This window comes from Actinoplanes sp. HUAS TT8 (assembly GCF_051380535.1).
Lineage (GTDB): Bacteria > Actinomycetota > Actinomycetes > Mycobacteriales > Micromonosporaceae > Actinoplanes.
In genome coordinates this window covers 5,349,218-5,375,257 of record NZ_CP195646.1, presented here as the reverse complement: position 1 = coordinate 5,375,257, position 26,040 = coordinate 5,349,218, and the positions used below count along the sequence as shown (strand labels likewise).

The following is a 26,040-nucleotide window of genomic DNA, read 5'->3' as shown; positions in this document are numbered from 1 at the left end:
GCGCATTCGCGCCCGCTCCACCGCAGCTCACGCGGCCGCCAGGTGGTAGCTGCTTCCACTGCTCCCGGGTACCCAGCTGCCCGGCAAGGCTGCGGCCAAGGTCTGCTGTGCACGCCAGCCGGTGCAGTGTGCGGGTGCCAGAAGGGTGGGTTCGAGCGCTCGCAACGCGTCGACGGTCGGTCCGATGACCGGCTGGAAGAAGCTGCCGCTCAGGTGGAGACCGCCCACCAGCGCGTGCAGGCGGGTGACGCCGGTGAGCCGCTGCGCGTGCCGGACGATGTTGACGGCGCCGGAATGTCCGCAGCCGGTCAGCACGACCAGTCCCTGGCCCCGTAGGTTGACCACGAGTGCCTGGTCGTCGAGCACCAGCGGATCGGGTTCCCAGCCCGGTCCCACCCATTGCTCGTGGGCGCTCGGCATGCCGTTCTCGAAGTCGGTGGTCCGGTCGACCTCGCCGGTGATCAGGACGCTTCGGTCCAGCAGCAGTGACGGTTGACGTCGCTCGATCACCTCGAATCCCTCATAGACGAGAGCGCGTTTGCTCAGGGTCGGCAGATCGCCGATGTCCGTACCAGGGACGTTCAGTCGCCTGCGTGTCCAGACCAGCGGATGGACGATCATCGGCAGGGCTCGCGTCCCCTTGCGGCCGGCCAGACCGGCCAGACCGCCGGCGTGGTCGAAGTGCCCGTGGCTGAGCACGACCGTCTGGACCGTGCTCAGGTCGATCCCGAGCCGGTCGGCGTTCGTCATCATCGCCTCGGGGGACAGGGCGGTGTCGAACAGCACGGACGTGCTGTGACCTGCGCGGCGAACGGTTACCAGCGCCGAGAAGCCGTGCTCGGCCACCAGTCCGACATTGGTGGAGCCTGATTCGAACTGCGGCGCCCGCGCGGTTCCGGCTGCGATCGGGGCTCGTACTACCGCGCCGTCGTTGACGAGCAGGCCGTCGTAGACATTGTCGACGAGGGTCGTGATGACCACCTCGTCGACCGGTTCGAGCGCAATCGGGTCAACTGCGGGGCCGAGCAGTCGCCGCGGCACGGACGCCTGGACATCTTCGGGCACGGCAATTTCTCTGCACATACTTTCTATCCCTTCTCGTGTATGCCTCAAGCGCGTATCCCGTTGCGGGCGCTGAGCCGCTACGGGCGGCTGCTCGTACGCCCGCGGCCTCAATCGATCAAGCGTCGTCCGCTTCGTTGAGTTCCACCAGAAGCATCTCCGCGAGTTCCGCCGGGCGGCTGATGAACGGCGCGTGGGCCGTCGCGATCTTCCGGACACGTTGCGACCGTTGCGAGAAAGGTTCGAGCAGCGGCGCTGCGACGTCGTTCGACGCGTGGATGAAGGTGCTGTCGATGGTGTGCCAGGCCGCCTGCGTGAGCGTATTTTCCAGCGACGACACCGATTGCAGGGTCAGGGCTGCCGCTGCCTTGGCGGCAACTTCCGGCTCCAGATCGGGGTAGAAGATCCCCACCGGATCGGTCATCTCGTAATAGCCCTCGTCATAGTGGTCGGCACCCCAGAAGTAGGGCCGCTCACCGACGATCGACGTCATCGACTCCCCGACGTCGAGCTGGAAGGCGGCCAGATAGACGAGGCGAAGGACGTTCGGGGCGCCGACCAGGCCTTGCGACAGCGGAGCGCCTCCGTAGGAGTGCGCGACGGCAACCACCGGTCCGTCGATCGCGTCGACCAGATCGCGGATCGCCTTCGCGTCGTCGTAGAGGCTTCCGAGGTGCTCCGGTGGGACGGGCGCGCTGGAGGGCAGTTGGAGGGTCCGGATGTCGAGGCTGTCCGGCAGCTCCTGGATCAGGGGGTGCCACATCGCTTCCTGATGCCACGCTCCATGCACGAGGACCAGGGTCGGAAGGTCATGGGGTTGCACGACGAACTCCTTAGTTAGAACGACCGGTCGTACTATATAGCAAGCATTCCGGTACCCTTCGGTGGTGACTGTTGGAACGTCCCGCCGCCAACGCGCCGATGGCGTACGCAGCCGTCAGGCCATCCTCGAGACGGCCGTGGCGCTCGCCACCGTCGAGGGCCTTCACAGCCTGTCGATCGCGCGCCTGGCAGAGCACGCCGGAATGAGCAAGAGCGGCCTGTTCGCCCACTTCGAGTCCAAGGAAGCTCTTCAGCTGGCCATCATCGAGCAGGCCGCAATGACCTATGCCCGCGACATCGTGGGACCGGCCATGGCCGAGGCGGACCCGGTGACCCGGCTGTCCGCGCTGCTCGAGAATTTCCTCGCTCACGTAGCCAAGGGGTCGTTGCCCGGCGGATGCTTCTTCGCTTCCAGCACCGTCGAGTTCGACACCCGGCCGGGCCCGATCCGCGACCGGCTGGCCGGCCTTCAGCAAGCCTGGCACGAGAGCCTGACCGCCGCCTACGCCGACGCGCAGAGCGCAGGTCAGCTCGATGAAGCGGTCGACCCGGCCCAGGCGGCATTCGAACTCGACGCGTATTTGCTACTCGCCAACAACCTGTTCGTGCTGTTCGGTGACCCCGTCCACCTGGACCGCGCCCGCCGCGGCATCGCAGCACACCTGGCGCTCCACTCCCAATAGCACGCACCCGCTCGCCGCCGACCTCGGCCGGCTCCCACCGCGCCGGTGAACGGCAGCAGACTGGCGCCCGCGGCGGCGTACGTCTCGGCGCGGTGCAGGACGTCGTCGGCCCGGCCGTTCTCGGCGCCGATCCCGAGCAGGTAGACGTCGGTCCGTGCGTTGATCACCAGCTCGGACAGGCCGGCTTCGGCGGTCAGATCGGTGGCCGCTTTCTCGTGACGCCCCGACCGGGGTCCTCGCTGCCCTGCCCTCTGTGCGCCACCTCGTGAGCCCGGCCTGCGCAGGATGAGGAGGGTTCCCTCAGTCGCCCTCGATGAAAAGGTAGCCACTTTGCTCTCTGGCCTCCGCCGCGGCGGCGCGAACGGCGGTCGCCAGGGCTCGCTCGGTGTCCGACAGGTCTGTTGTCAGAGCGGCGTCGAGCTCACGGCACAGCCGATCCAGCTGGATGACGTTCAGCATGGCGTCGGTGTACGGGTCGATGATGTCCAGGACCTGAGTTCCGGCCGCGGAGAGCCGTCGGGCCAGGTTCAGGAAGGTGTTCGCCCCGTCGTCGGCGACCGCCCTCCCTCGCTCATGGCATTGGTTCTCGACGTAGATCACCAGTGCCATCGGCTACCCCCTGTTCGCAACGCCTGATGTGTCGGGGCCCTGTCATCGTGCCTCGTCCGGACGGGCGGCGCTGCCGCGAAAGCCAACCCTCTGACCGCCGGCTATTGGTTAGTCTTCAGCCAGAACCATTCCGCCGGTGAGCCAGGGGCAGGAGCCGAGGCGAATCATGCACACCGAGTTCCTCGACCTGCTCGACACGTACCTCGGTCGTCTGCACGAGGCGCGGGGCGACCTCGCCGCGATGCCGCAGGACTCGCAGGCGGCGGCAACCCGGGCGGTTCACGCCGCGCAACAATTCAGGCTGGCCGCGCAGTTGCTGGTCGGTCAGGTCGACCGGCCGGGTGTGCCGGTCAACGGGCCGCCCGGGGCCGCTTTGATGTGACGCAGGCGGTGGGCCGGGACTCCGGCGGCGGTGAGCTGCAGCATTCAGGGATGAACGCCGGTGGCCGCTCCTTTGAAGATAAGAGGGGCGGCCGCCCATCGCAGGAGGACTCGAATGAGCGGCTCTGCCGAGACCGTCATCAGCACCGACGAAGGCATCTTCCTGATCCGCGACGCGCTCGCCGATACACTCGCGGACCAGCGCGCGGCGGCGCTCGCCACGCGCATCCCCGGCCACCGGGGCGGCCGCATGCTGGGGGCGGCCGGCACCGTGCTCCAGGTTCGCTGCGCCCACCAGTTCAGCCGCCCGTCGGTACGCATCGAGCTCGTGGGCGCCCGCCCGCAACCGTCCGGCGGCCCGTGGCAGTGGGAACAACCGGTCGGGCTGACCGTGCTCAGCGGCCGGATCGCCGTGGATACCGGCGACGAACTGGTCCTGCCGTTGACGATTGTCCCCGGCCGGTACAGCGTCCTGGTCGGGCACACCGGACGGGAACAACTGCTGGAGGCGGCAACCCGCGTCGCGGCGCAGACGTTGCATGCCGGACCTGACGAGACACATCAGGCCTGGTCGAGCCTGAGCGGAATCGAGAAGTACGTCATCCGGTGCCGGCCGTCGACGTGAGCCCGGCCGGGCCGCAGTCGGCTCAGGCGCGCCGGAAGGCGTCGTTGATGCCGGCGAAGCTGCCCGCCGTGTTCAGCGTGGCGTAGGTGCCCAGGGTCAATATCTCCTCAGCAGCCTGGACGACCAGGGTGTACGCCGCCTGGGCGATCATCCCGCCCACGGTCACCCGCTTGATGCCGGCGTCGGCGAGTTCGTCGACCGACGGCGCGCCCGGGCCGGCCATCACGGTGATCGGGATGGGTGAGCCCTTGACCAGCAGCCCGAGCGTGGCCAGGTCGGTCAGGCCGGGCACGAACAGGGTGTCGGCGCCCGCGGCGGCGTAGGTCTCGGCGCGGTGCAGGACGTCGTCGACCCGGCCGGTCTCGGCGCCGATCCCGAGCAGGTAGACGTCGGTCCGTGCGTTGATCACCAGCTCGGGCAGGCCGGCTTCGACGGCGGCGCCGCGCCCGGCGGCGATCCGGGCGGCCTGTTCCCGCGGGGTGTGCAGGGTCCAGTCGGTGCTCCTGGAGTCTTCCAGGTTGACCCCGATGGCGCCGGCGCCGACGATCGCGCGGACGGTTTCGGCGACCGCGGCCGGTTCCGGGCCGTAGCCGCCCTCGATGTCGGCCGAGACGGGAACCTCGACCACCTCGACGATCCGGGCGATCAGTTCGACCATCTGCTCGCGGGTCAGTTGCTGCCCGTCCCCGCGACCCAGCCCCCAGGAGACGCCGGCGCTGGTCGTCGCGATCGCCTTCGCCCCGGCGCGCTCGATGAGCACCGCGCTGCCGGCGTCCCAGGCGTTGGGCAGGACCAGGATGCCGTTCTCGTACAGCGACCGGAATCGCCGGGCCTTCTCCTGCTGCGCTGCCATGTCCATCGGGTTCCCCTCGTCGGCTCGGTGGGTCCCCAACTCTCACACTAACGGACCCAATAGTCCAGTAAGAACCTGAAGAATCCCAAGAAAAACCAGATCAAGAGCCAATTAGACGTACGGAATGAAGGTCTGTATGGTCCAAGCGGAAGAGTTACACGACAGGGGAGTCCGATGACCGAGACCGCCGTATCCGCCGACGTCGCCGCGTTGCTGGAGCTCAACGCCGCCTACATCAACTCGGATCAGTTCAGCGACGTGGCCCGCTATGACCAGTTCCTGGCCGAGGATTTTGTCGCCACCCTGCCCGACCTGGTGCTCCGTGATCGGCAGCAGTTCCTCGACATGATCGCGAAGGAGCGGCCGTTCACCGACCTCACCGCGCACGACGTGCGGGTGCGGGTGCTCGGTGACACCGCGCTGGTCCACGGGCGGGTCACCTACACCACCAAGCGCGACGGCATGCCCCGCGAGGCCCGCTACACCGACTTCTACCAGCGCCGGGACGGCCGCTGGCAGTGTATCGGCGCGGACGTCGTCGCCCGCGGCGAGTAATCAGCACGCCGGGCAGCGCGGGCCCGTTCCCTGCCCGGGAACGGGCCCATCTCGTTTGTCAGCTGAACTCGGTGCGGATGCCGTACGCAAATTGGATCAGCAGTGTCACCGGGGACTTCTCGACGATGTCGTGCATCACCTTGAGATCGTCGGGGTCGGGGTCCTCGCTCAGCGTGATCGTGCGGCGGAGGTAGCGCGCCTCGCCCTCGGCCTGCGGCTCGTGGTAGTCGATGCGCACGGTGATGTCACCACCGTCGTCGTACTTGTAGTCCAGGTACTGGCGCAGCGTCTGGGCGGTGCACGAGGCCAGGGCCATCAGCAGGTATTCCGTCGGGGTCGGGCCGTCCCTGGTGGCGCCGCCGTGCGGCTCGTCGGCCACGAACGCGAACTCGCGGGTGGTCAGGTCGGTGCGCCGGCGCTCGACGGCCGGCAGGACCGCCTGGGCGGTGGCGACGATCCGATCAGTGTCCATGGGAATGCCTCTCGTACGAGATGAACGGGCTGTGAGCCTAGCGAAGACTATATGGTCCAGATGCGAGAGGTGATCCGGCGCGGCTGATGGGTATATGCGGTGGAGCTAGCATATGCGTGGACTGCATGGTCCGTATATTGCGGTGCGCCTTCGGTCAGGTGTCGTGGGATGCGGCCCACAGATGGTTGGACAGATAAGAGCGCCAAGGGGCGAGGTCGGGCCGGCCGGCGTGCAGGTCGATGCCGTGACGTTCGGCCGACCTGCGGACTCCGAGATCGGAACTGAGCAGGATGTCGGGGTGCGCGAGGGCTCGCATGATGATGTAGTCGGCCGTCCACGGCCCGATTCCGGGCATGGCGATCAGCCGGGCCCGTTGCTCGGCCGGATCGGCCCCGGGCTGCAGGCAGAGCTGCCCGTCTGCGCAGGCCTGCGCGACGCCGATCAGGGTGCGGGCCCGGGCGCGGGGCATGCCGAGAGTCTCGGGGTCGATCGCCGCGACACGCTGGGGTGACGGGAACATCGTGAGCGGTTCGTCGGCGAAGGCCGGCCGGCCGTGTTCGCTGACGATGATCTGCAGCCGGGTCCGGGCCGCCGCCACCGAGATCTGCTGGCCGATGATGCCGCGCACGGCGATCTCGAAGCCGTCGACGGCGCCGGGGGAGCGCAGCCCCGGCCGCGCGGTGACCATCCGGGCGATCGCCGGGTCGCGCGCCAGGGTCTCGTCGATCTGCGCGGCGTCGGCGTCCAGGTCCAGCAGGCGGGTGATGCGGGCCGTCACCCAGCTCAGATCGCCGGGATCGCTGACCCGGATGGCGGCGTTGATACCGGTCGTTGCCGCCGTCACGGTGAATCGGGCCGGACCGCCGGGAGCGCACAGCGTCCGGGTGTAGCTGTCGTCGTCGGCCGCTTCGACGGCGGGCACGGCCCGGAAGCGCAGGTAGGCCAGGGTGTCGCGGAACCGCATCGGTGCCCGGTAGGGCAGGAGCACGCTGGTGTCACCGTCCGACAGAGACCGGCACCGACTCCTACCGCCTCACCCGCACCCGTACCGCGGCCGCCACGGACTGACCACGGCCGACCGTGTCACACGACCAGGAGCAACTACTCCTCGAAATCTGCGAGGACTTCCTGCTCCTCACCAGCCCGGCCACCCGCGACGAGATCGACACCCTCCTGCGTCAGCGAGGCATCACCGGGCGGACCCGGCTGGTTGATCGACATGCTTGCCCTCACCCGCCTGCGCCTGCAGAACACGCCCTGCAACGACCAACCACCCTGCGGCAGCGAGACGGCCTGAAAAGCCACAGAAGCACCTATCCCTCACTGCGCACGCCTATGACGGCGGCCGCCAGCGTTTGGATATCACCGCAGCCGCCTCGGCAGCCGGCCAGAGCTGCAACCGCAGCCGCTCCATCGTCTCCGGATCATCATCTGAATCGATGCCAGCCTCATGGGCGCGATCAAGATTGGACTGGGAAAAACGCAAACGCAGCCAGCCGGCCGGCACCGGAAACCGGCGCGCATCGGGCGCATAGTCGGTGCATCCCATGACCACCAACCGCCCCGAGGAGCAACGGATACTTGCCTCGGTCACGTGGTCAAAATCGGCGGAGTCATCGGTCGGCGGCCCCTCCAGCACTTCAACGATGACCGCGACATCCACGTTTACTACCGTGCCAATCGCAACCGCGTCCTGACTCACCGCCACATGATCAGCCAGCGCCTGATCGGTCCACGCGTCGCTGAAGTCAGCCTGCGATCCATCGTCGAACACATGGACCTGGTAGTAATCCGCGAACAAGGTCAACTCAGCCACGCAGCCCATGATGCACGCCGCCTACGAGGCTCGCGCACCATGCCCGAATCTTCGCAAGATCGCCTGAGCGCGCCCAGTGGTGTCACTTCTCGCGACCATTGATCATGGTCAGACCGCGATCATGGTGTCCAAACTCGCGACCAGCCGGTGTTGCCGCTCACGACCGAAGCCATGAGACCCTCGACTTCGAGGGAATCACGAAAGTCTCGGATCGACATGACTTACATAACGCGGGACATCTACCTGGCCTGGATGGTCTACCGAGAGATATTCGAGCCGACCCGACGATCCGGGCCGGGCGAACACGAGCGCAGGATGCTGGTTCGGGAGTTGGAAAATGGTGCAAGGCGATTGGATGAGCTGCGGCAGGCCGACGCGAACGGCAACGATACCTGATCAGGTCGAGCCGCGATCGGAGGGTGGTAATGCCTTCAGAACCTCATATTGAATGGTCAGCGGAGTCCACCACGATTCGCTGGCCCCATGACGGAAAAATCGTCGTCAAGACGCTCGAGAGGCCACCGGAGGATGTCCTCTATTGGCCTCAGCCGGCCAGCATCCTCGTGCTCGAGCCGATCATCGACGGACGCCTGGACAACCTCGCGGTTCTCAACCTGGATGGACAGGAACGCCTACGGATGAGACCGCCACAAGTGGTCAGTGAGCCCACCTGGAATCGGGGCTTCTACGCCATCTATCCGAGCGAAGGTGTCCTGGTGACTGTTTTCAAGACTGAAGTCGGTGACTGGTGGGGGGATCCGGATCTCGAAACAGGGGAACTCCGAAATGTCACACAATGGCGATAGGCAGAGCATCAGCCGTCCGGCCCGGGTCATCCGCACCGGGCGGCTCATCGGGGGCGCGTAGTAGGAGGACGGTTTCGGCGCTGGTCAGGCTCTGCAGCGGGCGTCAGTGACGGAGGCGGTCTTTGGTGAAGTGGCGGCAGGTGCCTTGTGGAGCGACTCGTCGATGACCAGGACCGCGTCCGGATGCCCGAGTCGGCGAACAGCGAAGTCACGGACATCAGCACGTGCGAGCGCGTCGTCCCATCTGTTCTAGTCGATCAGGTCCTGCATCCCGGCCGGCCCCTCTCACCGGAGTGCTCCGCGATGGTCTAGTCAGCGCCCCGGCCCCATCGGGCCGGGGCGCTGCGCTGCCGATGGTTGGATTCAGGCTCGCGGCTTGCGGACGGCGGTTACTTCGATCTCCACGCGCAACTGCGGCCACACGAGCTGGGTGACGACGCCGAGCATGAATGCCGGTGAATGCCGTACCGTCGCGGCCCGGATCTTGATGTAGGTGGGGATGTCGGCAGCGCCGGTCAGCCACTGCCGCACGCTGACGACGTCGTCGAGGTCGAAGCCTTTGGCCTGCAGGGCCCGGCGAACATTGCCCCAGGCCAGGGACGCTTCCTCGGCGAAGTCGGCCGGCACGGATCCGTCGTCCTTGAGGCCGGGCGTGCCGGAGACGAGGATGCTCTCGTAGCCGGCCGGGACGACGACCGCGTCGGCGTAGGTACCGATGTGCCCGGCCACTCCGGTGAATACGGGTTCAGGAACGTCGTTCATGGCAACTCCAGGTTGGCCGGATTCAGAACAGGGTCTGCTCAAGCGGTGGTGGCGGCGCCGACCGGTTGCCGAGCAGCGCGAATTTGTCCTCGGTGCCCGTGCCCGGGATCGGCAGTCCGTGCCGGCGCAGCGCCTGGTTGACCCGGGCCCGCACGACGTCCCGGTAGGGCCGCGGCACCTCCGACCCGTGGGCGTAGAGGTCCGCGTAGGTGGGGACGAGCTCGGGGTGGGCCTGCCGGAGCCAGCCGAAGAAGAGCTCCTTGACCCCGCTCATCAGGTAGAGCACGGTCGGGAGCACATGGGCGGCCCCGGCGGCGGCCAGAGTGCCGATGAGCTGGTCGATCTGCTCGGTGCTGTCGGTGAGCCCGGGCAGGATCGGGGCGACGAAGACGGTCGGTGCGAAGCCGGCGTCGCGCATCGCGCGGAGGGTGGCCAGCCGGGCCACGGTGGACGGGGCGCCCGGCTCCAGCTCCCGTTGCAGGGTTTCGTCGAGGAACGGGATCGACGTTCCGAGTTCCACGTTCACCCGTTTCGCGGCGGTGGCGAGCCGGTCGAGGTCGCGGCGGATCACAGCGCCCTTGGTCAGGATCGAGAACGGGATCCCGGCCCCGGCCAGCGCGTCGATGATCGGCGGCATCAGCTGGTAGCGGCCTTCGGCACGCTGGTACGGGTCGGTGTTCGTACCGAAAGCGACTCGCGGGGGAAGCGTGCGTTTGCCGGCCAGTTCCCGTTTGAGGACGTCCGGCATGTTCACCTTGACGATGAGCTGATTCTCGAAGTCGGCCGCCATGTTCAGCCCGAGCCGTTCGTGGGTGGGGCGGGCGAAGCAGTAGACGCAGGCGTGGGTGCATCCGCGGTACGGGTTCATCGTCCACTCGCCGGGCAGCATCCGGCTGGTCGGCGGCACGTGGTTCAGTGCGCTCTTGGTCAGCACCTCGTGGAAGGTGACGTTCTCGAATTCCGGCGTACGGACACTGCGAACCAGGTTGTTCATGCGGGCGAGCCCGGGAAGCGCGTCGGGCGCCACCGCGTCGACGCGCTGGCCGGCCCAGCGCATGTCGCTGAGCCGCTGCTGGTGGCGGGCCTCGGCATCGTTGATGGCCGTGTCCATCACGTCGTCGTACTCCGCAGGTGTTGGTGGACGTGCCCGAGCGCGAGGTCGAGGGCCGTGCGCATCGGGGTGATCGTGTGGGCGGTGCGGGCCAGGACGTACCCGCCCTGTAGTGCGGCCATCAACCCGATGGCGATGTTCGGGGTGTCGGCGTCGGGCCTGAGCTCGTCGTTGTCCCGTAGCCGGCCCAGGGCCCGTTCGATGAGGTCGACCCACTCGTCGAAGGTCGCCTTGATGGTCAGCCGGGCCCGTTCACTTTGCCCGGCCAGTTCCGAGGTCATCGACCCGAGGACGCAGCCGTACGCTCCGTTCTGCAGGGCGTTGTTCTCGACCAGGGCGGTCGCCCAGCGTTGCAGCCCGGCGAACGAGCGCACCCGGGCGAGATCGAGCCGCTCGCGGGCCAGGATCTGCGCGCACTGCAGGTCGACGACGCCTTCGATAAGGGCCTGCCGGTCGGGGAAGTGCCGGTAGAGCTGCGATTTGCTGGTGCCGCTGGTGGCCAGTACGTCGTCGAGCAGGGTGGCGCCGACGCCCCGGACGTACATCAGCCGCGCGGCCGCCAGCAGGATGCGTTCGCGGGTGGCGACACCTCGTGCGGTGAGCCGGGCCGGGGTGTCCACCGGTTCTCAGGGGCGCGCGGTCAGATGCGCGTACTTCGGGTTGTGCTCGATGAACTCGCGCACCACCGGGCACTGGACGGTGATCGGCGCGCCGAGCGTCTGGATGTGATCCAGCGCGTACGTGATGAGTTTGGTTCCGACGCCGCCGGCGCGGTGGCTTTCCTTCACCGCGGCGTGGGTGATGACCACGTGCCCGGCAGAGACCTCGTAGACGACGATGCCGATTCCGTCGCCGTCGAGCAGGGCGTCGTACTTGCGGTTGTCCGGGTCGTGGCTGATGACCACGTCGGTGAGCTGGAACGTCGAAGGTTCCACGGTTCCTCCTGTCAGGCGTTGAGCCGATGTCGCAACTGTGCCATGTAGGGACTAAAAAGTCCAATAAGCTTCTTCGGCAACCCTTCATTTGCCATCGATGACGCATCTTCAGCTTGAATTTGTGGCACTCCTGGTCCACCCTGAGTGGGACTAAACAGTCCATGGAAGTGGTTGTTAGGTGATGCGCCGCGAGTGCGGCAGCGCCCGACAGGAGACAGCGATGACCGGAAAATCTGAGCAGACCGTCGAGTTCGACACCTCCTTCGCCGGGGCCACCCGGGTCGAGCTGGATCGGACGTCCTGGATCGAGCAGGTCCCGGGCTGGCTGCACAACAGCGACGACCTGCTGGAACATCTGCAACGAACAGCGCCGTGGGAGCAGCGCTATCGCAGCATGTTCGGGCGCCGTTTCACCGAGCCCCGGCTGACCGCGGAGTTCCCCGACATCGCCGAAGCACCGCAGCCGGCGCTGCGGCAGATCGCGGACGCGCTCTCGGACCACTACGGGACGACCTACCGCAAGCTGTGGATGAACCTGTACCGCACCCACCGGGACTCGACCGGCTGGCACGGCGACCTCATCGGCAAGGTCCAGGACATCAGTGTCGTTCCCGTGCTCAGCCTGGGCGCCACCCGCCGATTCCTGATCCGGCCGGCCGACGGCGGTCCGAGCACGTCGCTGCGGGTCGGGCCGGGCGACCTCGTCGTCATGGGCGGCCGCAGCCAGCTCGACTGGCGGCACTGCGTGCCCAAGCAGCAGACGCCGGCCGGCCCGAGGATCAGCGTCAACTTCGCGCCCATCCTCGACGGAAGGCCTTCACGAAGCGGTGCGTCAACGGTACAGATGGTCCAAAGGGATGGCCCAGGTCAGAGGAGACAGCCGAAAAGAGGACTCTGAAGTCCGTTTGTGGCTGGAAGGCCGTACGTCCGGACGTATAGGATCGAAGGGTGAGCGACGAACAGACGGTGAGCCCCGCGAAGCCCCGGCGGATCAGCCAGCGCGGCATCGCGACCCGCGAGCGGATCATCGAGGCGGCCAACCAGCTGATGTTCGTCCGCGGGGTCAACGCGACCACCCTCGACGACGTGCGCGAGGCCAGCCAGACCAGCAAGTCGCAGTTCTACCACCACTTCGAGGACAAGACCGCCCTGGTCCGCGCGGTGGTCAAGTTCCGTGGCGCCCTGGTGCTGGAGCGCGAGCACGGCCGCCTGGAGCGGCTGCGCACGTTCTCCGGTCTGGTCCGCTGGCGCAACGCGCTGGTGCAGGCCAACGCTCTGCAGAACGGGGCGTACGGGTGCGGCCTGGGCAACATGGCCGTCGAGCTGTCCGACCAGGACGAGCCGTCGCGGACCATGCTGTCCGAGTCGTTCGCCGCATGGGAGAAGCTGATCAGCGACGGCCTGCAGCGGATGAAGGACAGCGGCACGCTGCGACCCGAGGCCGACCCGCAGGGCCTGGCCGTCGGGCTGATGGCCGCCCTGCAGGGCGGCTACCTGCTGGCCAACGCCGCGCACGACGTCAAGCCGATGGAGATCGCGCTGGACATGGCCCTGGCCCACATCAAGTCGTACGTCGTCAACCCGTCCTGACCCTCGGCTAACGAGTGCGGCAAGGGTGCCGAATGGTTGGTCATGCACCGGTTGACCATCCGTTCCCGGCTCGTGCTCAGCGTGACCGTGCTGCTGATCGTCTCGGTTACGGCGCTGGTCACGGTTCTCGTGGTGGGCGCCTCCAGCAGCCTCAAGACGGCGGCGTTCGCCGACGCCGAGCATCAGGCCGAGGAGAGCGCGGCGCAGATCGAGCGGCGGTTCGACACCGCGTTCACCACCGCGCGGGACCTGGCCGCGTCGCTGGAGTCGATCGCGGTCGAGGATCACTCCCGGACGGTCGCCGATCGCGTGCAGTCGACGCTGCTGACGGCGCACCCGGAATACATGGCGGTGTGGTCGGCCTGGGAGCCGAACGCGTTCGACACCCGCGACAGCCGGTTGCGCAACACCACCGGGACCGACAAGACCGGGCGGTACATCCCCTACTGGCATCGCACCGAGTCGGGCAGGGTGGGCCTGGAACCTCTCGCCGGACTCGACGACGCGACGACCAACGCCTGGTACGAGACGCCGAAGAAGACCGGGCAGGAGATGGTGCTGGAACCGTACTCCTACAAGGTGGGCGGCAAGGACACCCTGATGACCTCGGCCGAGATGCCGATCATGCGGAACGGGAAGTTCGTCGGACTGGCCGGCGTCGACATCACCCTCGACTCGCTGAGCACCATCGTCAGCGGGATGAAGCCGTTCGGCACCGGTGCGGCGACCCTGGTCAGTTCGGCCGGCAACGTGGTCGCCGGCGGGACGCCCGACCAGTTGACCAAGCCGCTCGGCGGGGCGCTGGGCGCGCTGGCCGGCAAAGCGGTGCTGGGCGCCGACACCCGGGCCGTCACCTCGTCGCAGCTGCGGGTCGCGGTCCCGGTCGCGATCGGCGTGAAGTCGACCTGGGCCCTGGTCGTCACGATCCCGGACGCCACGGTGCTGGCGCCCGCGCACCGGCTGCGGAACCTGGCGATCCTGCTCGCGGTGATTGCGATCGGGCTCAGCGCGATCGCAGCGCTGCTGCTCGGCCGGGCGATCGTGGCGCCGATCAAGGCACTGCGCGACCGGATGGCCGACATCGCCGACGGCGACGGCGACCTCACCCAGCGCGTCGACGAGTCGCCGCACCACGAGGTCGGGCAGCTCGGCGCCGCGTTCAACCGATTCGTGCTCAAGGTCGCCGGCACCGTCCGGGGCATCGCCGGCGCGGCCGAGGAGTTGGGCGGGGTCAGCGGCACCATCACCGACGTGTCCGGGCGACTGGCCGGCAGCGCGCGCACCTCGGCCGAACAAGCCGTCGTGGTCACCGACTCGGCCGGGCGGGTCTCCTCGAACGTCGAGACGGTCGCGGCCGGCGCCGGGCAGATGGGCGCGTCGATCCGGGAGATCGCCGAGAACGCGTCCGAAGCCGCCCGGGTCACCGCGTCGGCGGTCGAGACGGCGCAGCGCACCGGCGCGACCATGGCCCGCCTCGGCGAGTCCAGTGCCGAGATCGGCGCGGTCCTGCAGGCGATCACCTCGATCGCCGAGCAGACGAATTTGCTGGCGCTGAACGCGACGATCGAGTCGGCCCGCGCCGGAGAGGCCGGCAAAGGATTCGCGGTGGTCGCCTCCGAGGTCAAGGAGCTGGCCCAGGAGACCGCCCGCGCGACCGAGGACATCAGCGGCCGGATCGGCACGATCAAGACGGCCACCGCCGAGGCGGTCGCCGCGATCAGCGCGATCACCGAGGTCATCGCCCAGATCAGCGGATATTCGACGACGATCGCCTCGGCCGTCGAGGAACAGACCGCGACCACCAACGAGATGAGCCGCTCGGTCGGGGACGCGGCCCAGGGCTCCCGGGAGATCGCCGCGGTCATCGCCGGGGTCGCCGAAGCGGCCGAGAACACCACGGCCAGCGCGACCGAGACCCAGCAGGCGGCCGCTCAGCTGGCCGAACTGTCCGAACGCCTGCGTACCCTGGTCGGCTCGTTCCGCTACTGACAGACCGGCTCGGCCGTCGTGGCGCTATCGGTCGCTGCGAACACCGGTGGCGGAGCCAGGGCAGACGGCCAGCAGCCGGTGACTGGTGCGCGGGCCGCCCCGCGACCCAGACGCCTTCCGGGGGCGCCGGGCAGCCGCGCGGTCCGGGCAGACGCGCAGCTGGAGCCAGAAGAACCAGCCCAGGCCGATGATGAAACCGAAGCTGACCACGCGGTAGAGCACGACCACGGAGATGGCCACGGGCAGCGCCGTGCCGCCGGTCATCAGGCCGAGCAGCAACGCGCTGTCGATGATGCCGAGACCGCCCGGGACGATGGTCACCGATCCGGCCGCCATCGCGGCGCAGAACGCCAGCAGGGTGGCCGTGGGAGCGGGGGAGTCCTCGCCCACGGCGTAGAAGCACAACCACAGGGCGACCGCGTCGAGAAGCCAGTTGAACAGGGCGAAGACGGCGGCGGCGAGCCCGTGCGCCGGGCTGAGCCGGGCGGTTCGCAACTGGTCGACGAAGCCGGTCACCCGGTCGTATCCCGCGGTGTCCGGGCGCCGTCGCAGCCGGTTGTAGGCGGCGATCGGGCGGCGCAGCAGCGAGGTGGCGACCGCAGGGTGTGCGGCGACGTGCCGTACGCCGAGGGTGATCACCGCTACGCCGGCCAGCAGTGCCGCCAGGTCGGCCCACGAGGTGGCACCGCCGGACGCGAGCGTGGCGCCAGCGGTGACCGCGGCCAGGGCCAGGGCGGACAGGATGCCGGACAGGGCGATGGCCCACGAGGCGATGGCCGGGCTGGCGCCGAAGCGCCGCATCTGCTGATAGTTGAGCCGGGTCGAGAACGCCGGGCCGCCGGGCAGGGTCTCGTTCAGCGAGTGGGCCGCGTAGGCGAGCCGCGCGTTGTCGCGGTACCTGGACGGCACGCCCGCGGAGTGCAGCAGCCGCCGTTGCATGCGGGCGTAGGCGCTCATCGCGGCCAGTTCGGCCACGACGACCAGGGCCAGCCAGCCCAGACGCGGGGCCCGCAGGTGGTGCAGGGCCTCGGCGAGCGACGACCAGCCGATGATGATCTCGGTCGCGAACAGGACCAGGACGGCGCCGGCGGCGACCGGCCGGATCCAGCGGCGGCGCCGGGGCGCGGGGGTGGCCTCGGTAAAGCCGGTCTCGGCGGGGGCGATCTTGCCGGCGACGGCGTCGCGTTCGATGGTCTGTGTCACGTCCGGCTCCTGGCTCACGCTCGGGCCGGCACGGCCCGTACAAGGGTGATCAAGAACCGAGGGGAGAGGCATATTCCCTGTTCAGGGGTGTGCTCCACGCCACCGCCACCGCCACCGGCTGAGGTTGCCGCCGGCGGTCCCTGAACTCGGATGCGGATTCAGCCGGTCGGCTGGGCGGACTCGGCCGCCTTGCGCTCGGAGTTGATCCGCAGAAGCCCCTCGATGCCGCGCAGGAAGGTGTCGGCCACCAGCACCGGGTCGTGGAGGCAGCCGGCCGCCATGGCCCCGTCGCGGAGCATGACGAAGTGGCGGGCGGCCGGTTCCGCGGTCTCTTCGTGGACCTGCGCCATCAGCGTGGTGAGCGTGTCCAGGAACCACTGCCGGTGGGCGATGATCTCCTGGTGCACGGGGTGGTTCTTGTCCGGGTATTCCGCCGCGGCGTTGAGGAAGGCGCAGCCGCGGAAGCCGGGGGACTGGATGCGGGCGGCGAGGGCGGCGGCGATGGCCACCAGCAGTTCGGCCGGTGACCGGCCGCCGGCGGCGATGGCCGCCTCGACCTGGCTGCGATCCATCTGGTGGACCTCGCGCAGGTAGGCCAGGATCAGGTCTTCCTTGCCGGGGAAGTGCCGGTAGAAGGTGGCCCGGGTCACCTTTGCCTCGGCGATGATGCGGTCGACGCCGACGGAGTGGATGCCCTCCGAGTAGAAGATCTTGGAGGCGGTGGTGAGGAGCCGGGTCCGGGCCTCGGAGGGACGGATGTCGAGTTGGCCGCGCGTCATCGGCCAATCCTAGCGACAGAACGTTCACTCTGCTACGCGCGAGTAACCGAGGGATCAGCGCACCTTTCAGACGCGGGTGACGCTGAGGGCGCCGCCCGGGAGCAGGCCGGGGTGGTCGATCAACTGCTCCGGTCCTGAGCGGCACAGCCAGGGCAAGGACCGCGAATCCAAGACCAACAATTTGGTACGTCGTCAGCACACCGAAGGTGGTTCGGCAGCCGACGGGGAAGTGGCGGCCGGCGGATTTGTCCCGTGGGTCGATTCCGCGCCGCACCCGCGTGCCCGGCTGGTCCGCTGATCGGAGCCCGGGCCGTTCGACCGCTCAGGGGGCGGCCTGCGGCTGCGCAGCCTCGCCGGTCCGGCCGGTGGTGGCGTAGACCTGCAGGAGTTCGTCGACCCCGGTCAGGAAGGTCTCGCCGACCAGTTCCGGGTCGAACAGGCAGCCGGCGGTCATGGCGCCGTCGCGCATCATCACAAGGTGCCGCCCGGCCGGACCGGCCGGCGACTCGCGGATCCGGCCCAGCAGTTCGGTGACGGTGTCCAGGAACCACCGGCGGTGCGCCAGCACGGCCCGGTGCACCGGCGAGCCGGGGTCCGGATGCTCGGCGACGGCGTTGAGGAACGCGCAGCCCCGGAAGCCGGGGGACCGGATGCCCTCGGCGATGGACCGGCCGATGGCCCGGATGGTGTCGGCGGGCGGGAGGCCGGCGGACAGCGCGGCGTCCGTCTGCCCACGGATGGACTGGTCGATATCGCTCAGATACGCCAGGACGAGCTCTTCCTTGCCGGGGAAGTGCCGATAAAGGGTGGCCCGGGTGACCTGCGCCTCGGCGACGATGCGATCGATGCCGACGGCGCGGATGCCTTCGGCGTAGAAGATCCGGGCGGCCGTATCGAGTAGCCGGGCCCGGGCCTCGGACGGCCGGCCTGCGGATTCGCTGTTCACCATGGCCTCACCATAGCGGATAGAACGTTCCGTCTTGACACGTCGACGGGCGGCCCCCATGCTTGGTCGTGACAGAACGTTCGATCTCCCAAGACTTCGACCGAAGGGGTCACCGTGACCACCACCACCGCTGCTTCGTCCGGCCTCTCCCAGACGGCGTCCGCGCTGCGTCGGCTCTACTTCATCCGCTTCGCGTTCGCCATCGTGTGGGCCATCGTGGCCACCACGACCGCGAAGGAGATCAACCCGCTCACGGTGACGCTGTTCGTGCTCTACCCGCTCTTCGACGTCGGCGCCGCGATCTACGACCTGCGCTCGTCGCGGACCACCAACTCGCCGACCCTGCTCTACGTCAACATCGCGGTCAGCCTGCTCACCGCCATCGGCCTCGGTGCCGCCGCCGCGTCCGGCATCCCGGCGATGCTGCGGGTGTGGGGCGCCTGGGCGATCGTCGCCGGGCTGGTCCAGCTGGTCGTGGCCATCCCGCGCCGCAAGATGGGCGGCCAGTGGCCGATGATCATCAGCGGCGGCATCTCGGTGCTCGCCGGTGGCTCGTTCATCGCCGGTGCCGCCGCCGACAACCCCGCACTGACCAACGCGGCCGGCTACGCCGTCCCCGGCGCCATCTTCTTCCTCATCGCCGCCATCCGCCTCGGCCGCGCCGCGAAGGGCAACTGACCAAGACCACCTATGAGTACGACGGCATCGTGATCGACGCCGGCCCCATCGCTCTGGCTGCGGCTGCCCGAGACCCACGGCCACTGAAGTCTCGCTTCGTCCCGTCGCGGTGCGCGGCGGGACGAAGTCGTTCCTGCCGCGCAGTACGGTTCTGGCGGCCTCGGGTGGACCACCGAGGCATCCGGACCGGCTCAACATGTGGTGACGGAGAGTTGCAGTACGGCGTCAGGACGCCTTCCCGTCGCTCGGCTCACGTGTTTGATGAGAGTGCGTCGTAAAGGGCCGGCGTCCATCCTGATCGCATCGGCGCGACGCAGATGTATGACATGCCCTATTGTCTGGCCCGATGCCCAGGAACCAACTTTCCACCAGCCGGTCCGCTGACTGCATACAGAGGGCGTACCTGTACCTCACAAGAGATATTGACACCGGTGGGCCGCCGTACAGCGTCGAAGAACTGGAGCTGATGGAGTTCGACCCGAGCGACGTCACCCGTCTGGTGGGACTGCAGCCGACGGAAGCGTGGCGACGCGGTGACCTGCGTCCGGGCCGAGCAGGACGACAACGATTCAGCAACTGGGAGTTCGGGCTGGCGAGCGTTCGGACGTATCTCACCGAGGACGTCGTCACCGCGCTTCTGGACGTTATCGAACCGCACCGAGCCGGCATCGCCGACGCTTGCGGAAACCTGGGGATGCGGGCCGGAGTCATGGTCGTCATCGAAATGAGCGGCAACCGCGACACCGCGGACGGGAGCATTGACGTCTCGACCGCCGCCATCACGTATGCAGCGGAAACCGTGAAGCGACTGGCTCGGCTCGACCTTTCAGTCGATCACGATCAATATGCTTACCTGCCTGATTAGTACTTCTGACCCATTGAGCATGGCATTCAACTGCCGACGAGCGCCCGCCGGGCCGGCGCGAACTGACCACTCGCGCCCACGGCGGTCGGTAGCTCACACGAGATTCGCCACGACCAGCCGGAGCTGGTACTCGAGCGGATCGAGAAGATGGTCGCCGAGCGCGGCTGAGCGGCGCCCGGCCCACTGACGCCACCACCGTGGATCGGACGCTGGCTTCGTTGTGGCCGGACCGCACCGATTCAGCTGACCTTCCCGTCGCGGCCGAATCGGACATCACCGCGACTTTGCCGGGGCTCTGGCGGCGCGAGGCTCTCGAATCGCCCGAAGACCGTTGGCGGTTTTAGGCGATTCGGTGGCGCGGAGCTGCTCGAATCTGATGTGAGAGCTTTCCGAATTAAGTTCGGCGAGCCGCTAGCCACCGCCTCTTTCTCGAAGTATTTCCATGGTTTTACGTGCATCGGCGCGAATCGCCTTGGTGCCCAATAGGCTGAAGAGCACCGCTATGGCAAGCGGCGAATCGACGATTTTGCTGATCGACTTGTATCCCAGCCAGGCAAGACCCAAATAAATAGTCGCCGTTGGCGAAGACTTGATAACCTCGATGATCCATGCCGGTAATGGCACAGCAGCTCCCTAATTTAAGGGGAGCCGACATCTAGGCCGGAGCCAGCTCCCTGAAAGCGATGGATGCCACGGGTAGGAAACACGCGGCCTCGGCCTTCAGGGCAGAGAGGGGCGGCACACGTCGGATGGCGACAGCATGCCGCATTGCAATAGAGCGGGAGCGGTCAATTTGCTCGTCTCTTGATTTTGCGAAAACGGCGATTGTTGATCGGTAAAAGACCGGCACGATGTACCTCCTCTCCAGGTCTTGGACTGTAACGGGCCGCTCGCAGGATGCACAACACCCCGATTTAGTGAATCCTTGCTCGAGAAAATGCGGAAAAAGCCCGACTGGGCTTCCTCCTGCCGGAATTCATGAAGCCGTACGCATGATCGTTTTAACTCTCATATCGCAGGTTTCGCGTCCCGGATCGCGGTCAGTGCACCCTGCTCCTGACCGCAGCGTCCGGCCATCGTGCGAGGCCGTATGGGCCCGCAGTGCTCGACGCCGGTCGTTGGTTGGGCGAGCGGCGCGTCCACCTCGGTGATGAGCTGCGGCATCTGTTGGCGACGAGGCGGGTCTCGCCATGCGGGTCGACCTGGCCGAGTAGCTGGAGGATCCGGCGGCGAAGAACTCAATCATCTGGCGCCGACAGTGCTTGCCACCAAGAGGTTGCGCGACGTGATCGGCGGCCAGGCCGGCCGGAGTGCACGCTCGTGCCGAGGTGCGACATGAGGTCGAGCCAGTTGCACACGGCCTCGGGTCGCTGCGGCATCGGCGAACTGCCGAGAGTGCGACTGTCGACCTCAGCTAGTCCGATGGGTCGCGGAGGCGTTTGGCGATTGCGTCGCCGGGCGGCTCGGCCCCTCGTTGACCTGGATGTCCGCGCGGCGCGGCGCACTTCGACGCGGTGCCGGAGCTGGTAGGGACGCTGGGCCGGTTGACCGCCCGCCCCCTCGATCATCGCTGGGAGGGGACCGCCGCTGCGCGCCTCACGTCGTGAAGATTCCGGCGGTGGCCATGGTTACCCGGCGGCGGGCGGTGGATTCGTCGTCGCGGAATCGGTCGACGGCCCAGGACAGGGCCAGGACCAGCTCGTACACCTCGTCGGTGGTGGTCGTCGCGGCGGCGTCGCCGGAGGCCTTGGCCGCGTCGAGCAGGGTGCCGGTCCGGGCCAGCAGCGGGTCGTAGGCCGGTTTCATCGGCGAGTCGGTGTCCTGGTGGGCGGTCGCCAGGCAGTACGGCAGGTCGTGCCAGATGCGCAGGTGCCAGGTGAGCCGTTGGAGCCACTCGGTGAGCGCCGCCCGCGGGGACAGCGTCGCGGCCAGCGTGTCGGCCTCGGCCAACGCGTCCGCGATGCTGGTGGCCATGACCGCGGCGAGCAGGTCGTCGCGGGTCGGGAAGTTGCGGTAGAGCGTGGCGTTGCCGACCCCGGCGCGCAGGGCGATTCCGTCGAGCGAGGTGAGTACTCCCTCGGCCGCGAAGGTCTCGCGGGCCGCGGTGAGGATCGCCTCCCGGTTGCGCTGGGCGTCGGCCCGCAGCGGCCGTGTCGCCATGGACACTCCTCCTTGACTATCCGGGGACAGTCCCCACATATTGGTTTCCGGGGGAAGTCCCCACTTACTGAGGAGAGTCTAGATGAACGGTCGTACCGTGCTCGTGACCGGCGCCAACGGTGGTCTCGGCGAGCAGTTCGTGCAGCAGGCCCTGAACCGTGGCGCGGCGCGGGTCTACGCCGCCGCCCGCACGCCCCGGTCCTGGGCCGACCCCCGGGTGCGGCCGCTGACCCTCGACCTGACCAGCGTCGACGACGCCGCCCGGGCCGCGCAGGCCGCGCCCGACGTCGACCTGCTGATCAACAACGCGGCGATCGCGCCGGCCGGCGACTCCATCTCCGGGCCCGAGGAGGAACTGCGCCGTACGTTCGAGACGAACTTCTTCGGTACCCTGCGCGTCGCCCGGGCGTTCACCCCGGTGCTCGCGGCCAACGGCGGCGGCGCCCTGATCAACATCCTGTCCTCGGCGGCCTGGATCAACGTGCCGACCGGGTACGCGGCGTCCAAGGCGGCGATGTGGTCGGCGACCAACGCGCTGCGCTTCGAGTTGCGCGCGCAGGGCACCCAGGTCGTCGCCCTGCTGGTCGGGATGATCGACACCCCGATGTCGGCCCGCTGGGACGTGCCCAAGGTCAGCCCGGCCGACGTGGTCGCCCAGGCCTACGACGCGATCGCGAACGGCTCGATCGAGGTGCTCGCCGACGATCAGACCCGCTACCTGAAGTCGCGGCTGAACACCCCGGCCGAGGAGCTCTACCCCTGGCTCGACGAACAGCTCGCCACCTTCGTGCCGTGAGCCCGTCCACCCTGCCACCGTGGATCGAGCGAAAAGCTGTGCCAATCGACGAAGGTAATGGACAGCAATTGTCGGGATCGACGAACTGCCCCGCGCTCCTTCTGTGAGAAGCTCGTGACAGTTCGAAGCGACGGTTCTCCGGCGCTCTTCTTACTTACGATCTCAGCTGCTGCGACGCCGTCGGGTTGGCCCGACCCGACGGCCCGCGGACCCTATCGACACCAGACGTCGAGGAGGCCGAGCTCGGCCCCGCCCATCAGCCGATGTAGGTCCAAGCTGGCTCTTGAGCACCGCCTCCGAAACGCTCCTTGTGCTGTCAAGCAGATCGTTTGCACCCTCGGCGTCACCCGCGCGTGCCACTCTATTCGTGTTCCTCAACCCCATTGCCTGACCACTGCCGCTCGTAGCGACCGAGCAAGGATCAGAGGACCCCTGGTCAACCCGGCAAGGATTTCAGCTCGGCTTGCCAGGCTCGGAATCGGCCACGCATCGCCGAAACCTGGTCCGGTTCGAGTCCGTAGTCGATGAAGTCCTGATCATCGAAGCGGCCGATCGCACCAAGCATTTGAGCGAAGAACTGCCTGTCGAATCCAGCGTCGGCCTCTGATGCCAGGATGCAGAGCTGTTCCGGCGTGTAGCGGCCACCAGTTATCGCAGCATCGATGTCGATGAAGTCCCGCGCGGCGGCCCGGTTGTAAAGGGCGTCCATCTTGCCCGCCATCACGTCATCGGGGTGCAGGACCGGACCGATCTTCATCTGAACAGGAGGCTGAGCGCGCCAGTTGGCAACGAGCTCGACCCGATGTAATTGATCCGGATCGGCGGTCCGGCTGACGTTTAAACGGGCAAACGTATCCAAGCGGAGATCGACCGCGACCGCGAATCCTTCGCTTTCGAAGGCAGAGATGACCGCATCCACGGCGGTAGGAAAATCTGCGCGTCGTTGCCAGTCGGTAAAGAGGTCGACGTCCTCACTCGGCCTGTCGATGATGCCGTGCGCCGCGACGGCATGCCCACCGGCGAGGGCGAAGCCGAACGGACCGCCCGCCCGCAGACCGATCTCGGCGAGCACCAGGTGTAGCGGCTCCGCCTCGTGAGGCACTACGCGGCTGCTCTGCTAGCTTCAGCAAGCACCGCGTGCTTCGCCTCCCAAGCGAGTCTCACCTGCGATGGAAGCACCAGGCCACCCCAAAGGCGTAGGAGTGTCGGCCCGTTAAGCCAAAGCTGGAGATCTTCGACGGTCGTCGCCTCGCGCAGGACGGTCTCGTACATGCTCGCGAGCCGGCGGGGGTTGTCGAGGTCGTATCGTGCACGCCCGGACCAGTCGAGCCGTCGGCTGAGTACGACCTGCCCCGTGGTCGGCCCGATTAGCTCCTCAAGCCGCTCGCTGACGACATACGGACGCTGATCTGCGTATCGTGACCCGCGCGGCGCGCTAGGCCTGGGCTCGGCAACCTCAGCCAAAGCCTTGTCCTCTCTTCGCGTGTCCGGCGGACGGCCAGGATCTGCGGTCAATCCTATCGCCGACCTCGATGCCATGTGGTCCGCGCTAGGCAGGCAGCCGCCGGGTCATTCGATGATCCGGGCGCGGCGGACCATCGTAGTGAGCGGACCTTGGTACCCGGCTGCAGCATGAGGCTTTCGCCACCGGGGGAATAGAACGTTCGGTCTTGACGGCCTGCGTGGGATGGCGGATCGTTGGCGGGGCAGAACGCTCGTTCTATCAAGGGTGATGGTCTCGTGCCTCGTCGAATGTCAGTCGGTACAACGCTGCTGTCAGTCGGCGCGGCCGCGTCGGTCGTGGCTGGACTCGTCCTGGCGCTGCCGGCCTCCGCGACTCCGCTGCCGGTCGGCACCTCCGGCACGGTGACCCCGGTCAAGCCGGCCGTGGTGATCGTGCGCGGCGTCTCCGGCTTGACCGGGGTTATCGCCCGGCCGGTCGCGAGCCCCGAGGCGGTGGCCCGCCTGATCGAAGCCGCGGACCTCGGCATCCGCTGACCGGCACCTCCCTCAGCGTTGTCTTCGAAAGGAAACCAACATGGAAACCCAGGCGTACGACGTCATCGTGATCGGTGCCGGCCCGGTGGGGGAGAACGTGGCCGACCGGGCGGTGCAGGGCGGGCTGACCGTCGCGATCGTGGAGCGGGAGCTGGTCGGTGGTGAGTGCTCGTACTGGGCGTGCATGCCGACGAAGGCGCTGCTGCGCAGTTCGGCCGCCCTGCGAGCGGCTCGTCAGCTGCCGGGTTCTCGTGAGGCGGTGACCGGTGAGCTGGACGTGGCCGCGGTGCTGGGTCGGCGGGACTCGTTCTCGTCGAACTGGAAGGACGACGGTCAGGTCTCCTGGCTGGAGTCGGCCGGGATCGCGCTGCATCGGGGTCAGGGGCGGATCAAGGCGCCCAAGGTCGTCGAGGTCACCGACGTGGACGGCACCGTGGTCACGCTGACCGCCCGGCACGCGGTGGTGGTCGCGACCGGCAGCAGCGCGCTGGTCCCGAACATTCCGGGTCTGCGGGAAGCGAACCCGTGGACGAGCCGGGAAGCCGCCTCGGCCAAGGACGTGCCGGCCCGCCTGGTGGTCATCGGCGCCGGTGTCGTCGGCTCGGAGATGGCGACCGCGTTCACCGCGCTCGGCTCGTCGGTGACTCTGCTCGCCCGTGACGGGGTGCTGCCGCCGGCCGAGCCGTTCGCCGGCGAGATGGTGGTCGAGTCGCTGTGCGAGGCCGGGGCGGTGGTGCGGACCGGCGCCGGAGCGGAGGCCGTCTCGGTCAGTCGTGACGACAACGGGACCGTGCATGTCGAGACCGCCGACGGTGAGCGGATCGAGGCCGACGAGGTGCTCGTGGCGGTCGGCCGGACGCCCAATACGCAGGACATCGGTCTGGACAGCATCGGGCTGACCGCGGGCGCTTGGCTGGTGGTCGACGAGGCCCTGCGCGTGGTCGGCGCCGACGATTGGCTGTACGCGGCCGGTGACGTGAACCGGCGGGTGTTGCTGACGCATCAGGGCAAGTATCAGGCGCGGGTGCTGGGGGACGCGATCGCCGCGCGGGCCAAGGGCGAGCCGGTCGACACCAGTGCTTGGGGCCGGTATGCGGTGACCGCGGACGAGCGGGCTGTGCCGCAGGTGGTGTTCACCGAGCCGGAGATCGCGTCGGTCGGGCTGACCGCGGCCGCGGCGGAGGCGGCCGGTCTGAACACCCGGGTCGTCGACTACGACCTGGGCTGGGTCTCCGGCGCTGTCCTGCACGCCGAGGGCTACAAGGGCCGGGCCCGGATGGTCGTCGACGAGGACCGCAAGGTGATCGTCGGTTTCACCCTGGCCGGCCCGGACGTTGCCGAACTCATCCACGCCGCCACCATCGCCATCGTCGGCGAGGTGTCCCTGGATCGGCTATGGCACGCGATCCCGTCGTTCCCCACGATCAGCGAGGTCTGGCTGCGGCTGCTGGAAACCTACGGGCGCTGACCCGACCAAAAAGAGAGAGAACGTTCGGTCTTGACCGTGAGGCCCGGTCGCCATATCGTTGGTCAGGACAGAACGT

Annotated in this window: 31 protein-coding genes and 1 pseudogene; 13 read left to right on the top strand and 19 right to left on the bottom strand. The window is 68.0% G+C overall.

The features are described 5' to 3' along the window. Positions 1-27: 27 nt before the first annotated feature. Together ACSHV8_RS24035 and ACSHV8_RS24030 are read right to left on the bottom strand one after the other, a co-directional pair. A complete protein-coding gene (locus ACSHV8_RS24035) occupies positions 28-1,065 on the bottom strand; it encodes an MBL fold metallo-hydrolase (RefSeq protein WP_436536012.1) in 1,038 nt (345 codons plus the stop codon). Between the two features lie 115 nt (positions 1,066-1,180). Continuing rightward, the gene (locus ACSHV8_RS24030; RefSeq protein ID WP_436536011.1) at positions 1,181-1,885 is read right to left on the bottom strand and encodes an alpha/beta hydrolase; all 705 of its coding nucleotides are present in this window, start codon (positions 1,883-1,885) and stop codon (positions 1,181-1,183) included. Positions 1,886-1,949: 64 nt separating this feature from the next. Here ACSHV8_RS24030 and ACSHV8_RS24025 point away from each other — a divergent pair, with 64 nt between their 5' ends. After that, positions 1,950-2,567, top strand: coding sequence for a TetR/AcrR family transcriptional regulator (locus ACSHV8_RS24025; protein WP_436536010.1), 618 nt, complete (start codon positions 1,950-1,952; stop codon positions 2,565-2,567). A 53-nt stretch (positions 2,568-2,620) separates the two neighbouring features. Here ACSHV8_RS24025 and ACSHV8_RS24020 read toward each other — a convergent pair. Further along, positions 2,621-2,896, bottom strand: a pseudogene (locus ACSHV8_RS24020) (isocitrate lyase/phosphoenolpyruvate mutase family protein); the annotation flags it as partial. Beyond that, positions 2,868-3,176 (bottom strand): hypothetical protein, encoded by a 309-nt coding sequence (locus ACSHV8_RS24015; protein WP_436536009.1) that lies wholly within the window; start codon positions 3,174-3,176, stop codon positions 2,868-2,870. The pseudogene ACSHV8_RS24020 and the gene ACSHV8_RS24015, both read right to left, overlap by 29 nt. A 136-nt stretch (positions 3,177-3,312) precedes the next feature. On the opposite strand from ACSHV8_RS24015, the gene ACSHV8_RS24010 reads away from it, so the two are divergent. Both ACSHV8_RS24010 and ACSHV8_RS24005 read left to right on the top strand, forming a co-directional pair. After that, complete coding sequence (locus tag ACSHV8_RS24010; RefSeq protein WP_436536008.1) at positions 3,313-3,558, top strand: hypothetical protein; 246 nt, start codon at positions 3,313-3,315, stop codon at positions 3,556-3,558. 114 nt (positions 3,559-3,672) lie between these two features. Then, entirely contained in the window at positions 3,673-4,182 is a 510-nt protein-coding gene (locus ACSHV8_RS24005) for a hypothetical protein (RefSeq protein WP_436536007.1), read from the top strand. A 22-nt stretch (positions 4,183-4,204) separates the two neighbouring features. Here the strand turns inward: ACSHV8_RS24005 and ACSHV8_RS24000 are convergent, their stop codons facing one another. Then, on the bottom strand, positions 4,205-5,041 hold the full coding sequence (locus ACSHV8_RS24000) for an isocitrate lyase/PEP mutase family protein (RefSeq protein ID WP_436536006.1): 837 nt from the start codon (positions 5,039-5,041) through the stop codon (positions 4,205-4,207). 168 nt (positions 5,042-5,209) lie between these two features. Between ACSHV8_RS24000 and ACSHV8_RS23995 the strand changes: the two genes are divergently transcribed. Next, on the top strand, positions 5,210-5,590 hold the full coding sequence (locus ACSHV8_RS23995) for a nuclear transport factor 2 family protein (protein WP_436536005.1): 381 nt from the start codon (positions 5,210-5,212) through the stop codon (positions 5,588-5,590). A gap of 58 nt (positions 5,591-5,648) precedes the next feature. Here ACSHV8_RS23995 and ACSHV8_RS23990 read toward each other — a convergent pair whose 3' ends face one another. The 4 genes from ACSHV8_RS23990 to ACSHV8_RS23975 form a co-directional block, all read right to left on the bottom strand. After that, the gene (locus tag ACSHV8_RS23990) at positions 5,649-6,062 is read right to left on the bottom strand and encodes an OsmC family protein (RefSeq protein WP_436536004.1); all 414 of its coding nucleotides are present in this window, start codon (positions 6,060-6,062) and stop codon (positions 5,649-5,651) included. A 154-nt stretch (positions 6,063-6,216) separates the two neighbouring features. Then, positions 6,217-7,050 carry a DNA-3-methyladenine glycosylase family protein gene (locus ACSHV8_RS23985; protein WP_436536003.1) on the bottom strand — a complete coding sequence of 278 codons (834 nt, stop codon included), beginning with the start codon at positions 7,048-7,050 and terminating at the stop codon, positions 6,217-6,219. A gap of 113 nt (positions 7,051-7,163) precedes the next feature. After that, positions 7,164-7,367, bottom strand: coding sequence for a hypothetical protein (locus ACSHV8_RS23980; protein WP_436536002.1), 204 nt, complete (start codon positions 7,365-7,367; stop codon positions 7,164-7,166). Between the two features lie 28 nt (positions 7,368-7,395). Continuing rightward, a complete protein-coding gene (locus ACSHV8_RS23975) occupies positions 7,396-7,878 on the bottom strand; it encodes a hypothetical protein (RefSeq protein WP_436536001.1) in 483 nt (160 codons plus the stop codon). A 425-nt stretch (positions 7,879-8,303) separates the two neighbouring features. Between ACSHV8_RS23975 and ACSHV8_RS23970 the strand changes: the two genes are divergently transcribed. After that, on the top strand, positions 8,304-8,684 hold the full coding sequence (locus ACSHV8_RS23970; RefSeq protein WP_436536000.1) for a hypothetical protein: 381 nt from the start codon (positions 8,304-8,306) through the stop codon (positions 8,682-8,684). 363 nt (positions 8,685-9,047) lie between these two features. On the opposite strand, the gene ACSHV8_RS23965 is transcribed toward ACSHV8_RS23970, so the two are convergent. From ACSHV8_RS23965 to ACSHV8_RS23950, 4 genes are read right to left on the bottom strand one after another with little or no spacing between them, the layout of a single operon-like run. Then, positions 9,048-9,446, bottom strand: a complete 399-nt coding sequence (locus ACSHV8_RS23965) for a Rid family hydrolase (RefSeq protein WP_436535999.1) — start codon at positions 9,444-9,446, stop codon at positions 9,048-9,050. A 22-nt stretch (positions 9,447-9,468) separates the two neighbouring features. Continuing rightward, the gene (locus ACSHV8_RS23960) at positions 9,469-10,557 is read right to left on the bottom strand and encodes a radical SAM protein (protein ID WP_436535998.1); all 1,089 of its coding nucleotides are present in this window, start codon (positions 10,555-10,557) and stop codon (positions 9,469-9,471) included. Beyond that, positions 10,557-11,177 (bottom strand): TetR/AcrR family transcriptional regulator, encoded by a 621-nt coding sequence (locus ACSHV8_RS23955; RefSeq protein WP_436535997.1) that lies wholly within the window; start codon positions 11,175-11,177, stop codon positions 10,557-10,559. The genes ACSHV8_RS23960 and ACSHV8_RS23955 overlap by 1 nt, the downstream gene beginning before the upstream one ends. Before the next feature lie 6 nt (positions 11,178-11,183). Continuing rightward, positions 11,184-11,492: a GNAT family N-acetyltransferase gene (locus tag ACSHV8_RS23950; protein ID WP_436535996.1), complete on the bottom strand. Its 309-nt coding sequence runs from the start codon at positions 11,490-11,492 to the stop codon at positions 11,184-11,186. 220 nt (positions 11,493-11,712) lie between these two features. On the opposite strand from ACSHV8_RS23950, the gene ACSHV8_RS23945 reads away from it, so the two are divergent. From ACSHV8_RS23945 to ACSHV8_RS23935, 3 genes are read left to right on the top strand one after another with little or no spacing between them, the layout of a single operon-like run. Continuing rightward, the gene (locus tag ACSHV8_RS23945; protein ID WP_436535995.1) at positions 11,713-12,390 is read left to right on the top strand and encodes an alpha-ketoglutarate-dependent dioxygenase AlkB; all 678 of its coding nucleotides are present in this window, start codon (positions 11,713-11,715) and stop codon (positions 12,388-12,390) included. A 50-nt stretch (positions 12,391-12,440) separates the two neighbouring features. Then, a complete protein-coding gene (locus ACSHV8_RS23940) occupies positions 12,441-13,082 on the top strand; it encodes a TetR/AcrR family transcriptional regulator (protein WP_436535994.1) in 642 nt (213 codons plus the stop codon). Between the two features lie 42 nt (positions 13,083-13,124). Continuing rightward, entirely contained in the window at positions 13,125-15,071 is a 1,947-nt protein-coding gene (locus ACSHV8_RS23935; protein WP_436535993.1) for a methyl-accepting chemotaxis protein, read from the top strand. Between the two features lie 24 nt (positions 15,072-15,095). Here ACSHV8_RS23935 and ACSHV8_RS23930 read toward each other — a convergent pair whose 3' ends face one another. The 3 genes from ACSHV8_RS23930 to ACSHV8_RS23920 form a co-directional block, all read right to left on the bottom strand. Further along, entirely contained in the window at positions 15,096-16,274 is a 1,179-nt protein-coding gene (locus ACSHV8_RS23930; RefSeq protein WP_436535992.1) for a lysylphosphatidylglycerol synthase transmembrane domain-containing protein, read from the bottom strand. 158 nt (positions 16,275-16,432) lie between these two features. Further along, positions 16,433-17,053, bottom strand: coding sequence for a TetR/AcrR family transcriptional regulator (locus ACSHV8_RS23925; RefSeq protein WP_436535991.1), 621 nt, complete (start codon positions 17,051-17,053; stop codon positions 16,433-16,435). Between the two features lie 322 nt (positions 17,054-17,375). Beyond that, positions 17,376-18,002, bottom strand: a complete 627-nt coding sequence (locus tag ACSHV8_RS23920; RefSeq protein ID WP_436535990.1) for a TetR/AcrR family transcriptional regulator — start codon at positions 18,000-18,002, stop codon at positions 17,376-17,378. A 111-nt stretch (positions 18,003-18,113) separates the two neighbouring features. Between ACSHV8_RS23920 and ACSHV8_RS23915 the strand changes: the two genes are divergently transcribed. Both ACSHV8_RS23915 and ACSHV8_RS23910 read left to right on the top strand, forming a co-directional pair. After that, complete coding sequence (locus ACSHV8_RS23915; RefSeq protein ID WP_436535989.1) at positions 18,114-18,677, top strand: hypothetical protein; 564 nt, start codon at positions 18,114-18,116, stop codon at positions 18,675-18,677. Between the two features lie 466 nt (positions 18,678-19,143). Further along, on the top strand, positions 19,144-19,542 hold the full coding sequence (locus ACSHV8_RS23910; protein ID WP_436535988.1) for a DUF4279 domain-containing protein: 399 nt from the start codon (positions 19,144-19,146) through the stop codon (positions 19,540-19,542). Between the two features lie 411 nt (positions 19,543-19,953). Here the strand turns inward: ACSHV8_RS23910 and ACSHV8_RS23905 are convergent, their stop codons facing one another. Together ACSHV8_RS23905 and ACSHV8_RS23900 are read right to left on the bottom strand one after the other, a co-directional pair. Beyond that, the gene (locus tag ACSHV8_RS23905; RefSeq protein ID WP_436535987.1) at positions 19,954-20,166 is read right to left on the bottom strand and encodes a hypothetical protein; all 213 of its coding nucleotides are present in this window, start codon (positions 20,164-20,166) and stop codon (positions 19,954-19,956) included. Between the two features lie 972 nt (positions 20,167-21,138). Further along, entirely contained in the window at positions 21,139-21,702 is a 564-nt protein-coding gene (locus ACSHV8_RS23900; RefSeq protein WP_436535986.1) for a TetR/AcrR family transcriptional regulator, read from the bottom strand. An 82-nt stretch (positions 21,703-21,784) separates the two neighbouring features. Here ACSHV8_RS23900 and ACSHV8_RS23895 point away from each other — a divergent pair, with 82 nt between their 5' ends. Further along, the gene (locus tag ACSHV8_RS23895) at positions 21,785-22,498 is read left to right on the top strand and encodes an SDR family oxidoreductase (protein WP_436535985.1); all 714 of its coding nucleotides are present in this window, start codon (positions 21,785-21,787) and stop codon (positions 22,496-22,498) included. Between the two features lie 436 nt (positions 22,499-22,934). Here ACSHV8_RS23895 and ACSHV8_RS23890 read toward each other — a convergent pair whose 3' ends face one another. Continuing rightward, entirely contained in the window at positions 22,935-23,600 is a 666-nt protein-coding gene (locus tag ACSHV8_RS23890) for a nucleotidyl transferase AbiEii/AbiGii toxin family protein (protein WP_436535984.1), read from the bottom strand. 650 nt (positions 23,601-24,250) lie between these two features. Here ACSHV8_RS23890 and ACSHV8_RS23885 point away from each other — a divergent pair. Both ACSHV8_RS23885 and ACSHV8_RS23880 read left to right on the top strand, forming a co-directional pair. Next, entirely contained in the window at positions 24,251-24,496 is a 246-nt protein-coding gene (locus tag ACSHV8_RS23885; protein ID WP_436535983.1) for a hypothetical protein, read from the top strand. A gap of 40 nt (positions 24,497-24,536) precedes the next feature. Further along, positions 24,537-25,964: a dihydrolipoyl dehydrogenase family protein gene (locus tag ACSHV8_RS23880; RefSeq protein WP_436535982.1), complete on the top strand. Its 1,428-nt coding sequence runs from the start codon at positions 24,537-24,539 to the stop codon at positions 25,962-25,964. The last annotated feature ends 76 nt before the right edge of the window (positions 25,965-26,040 follow it).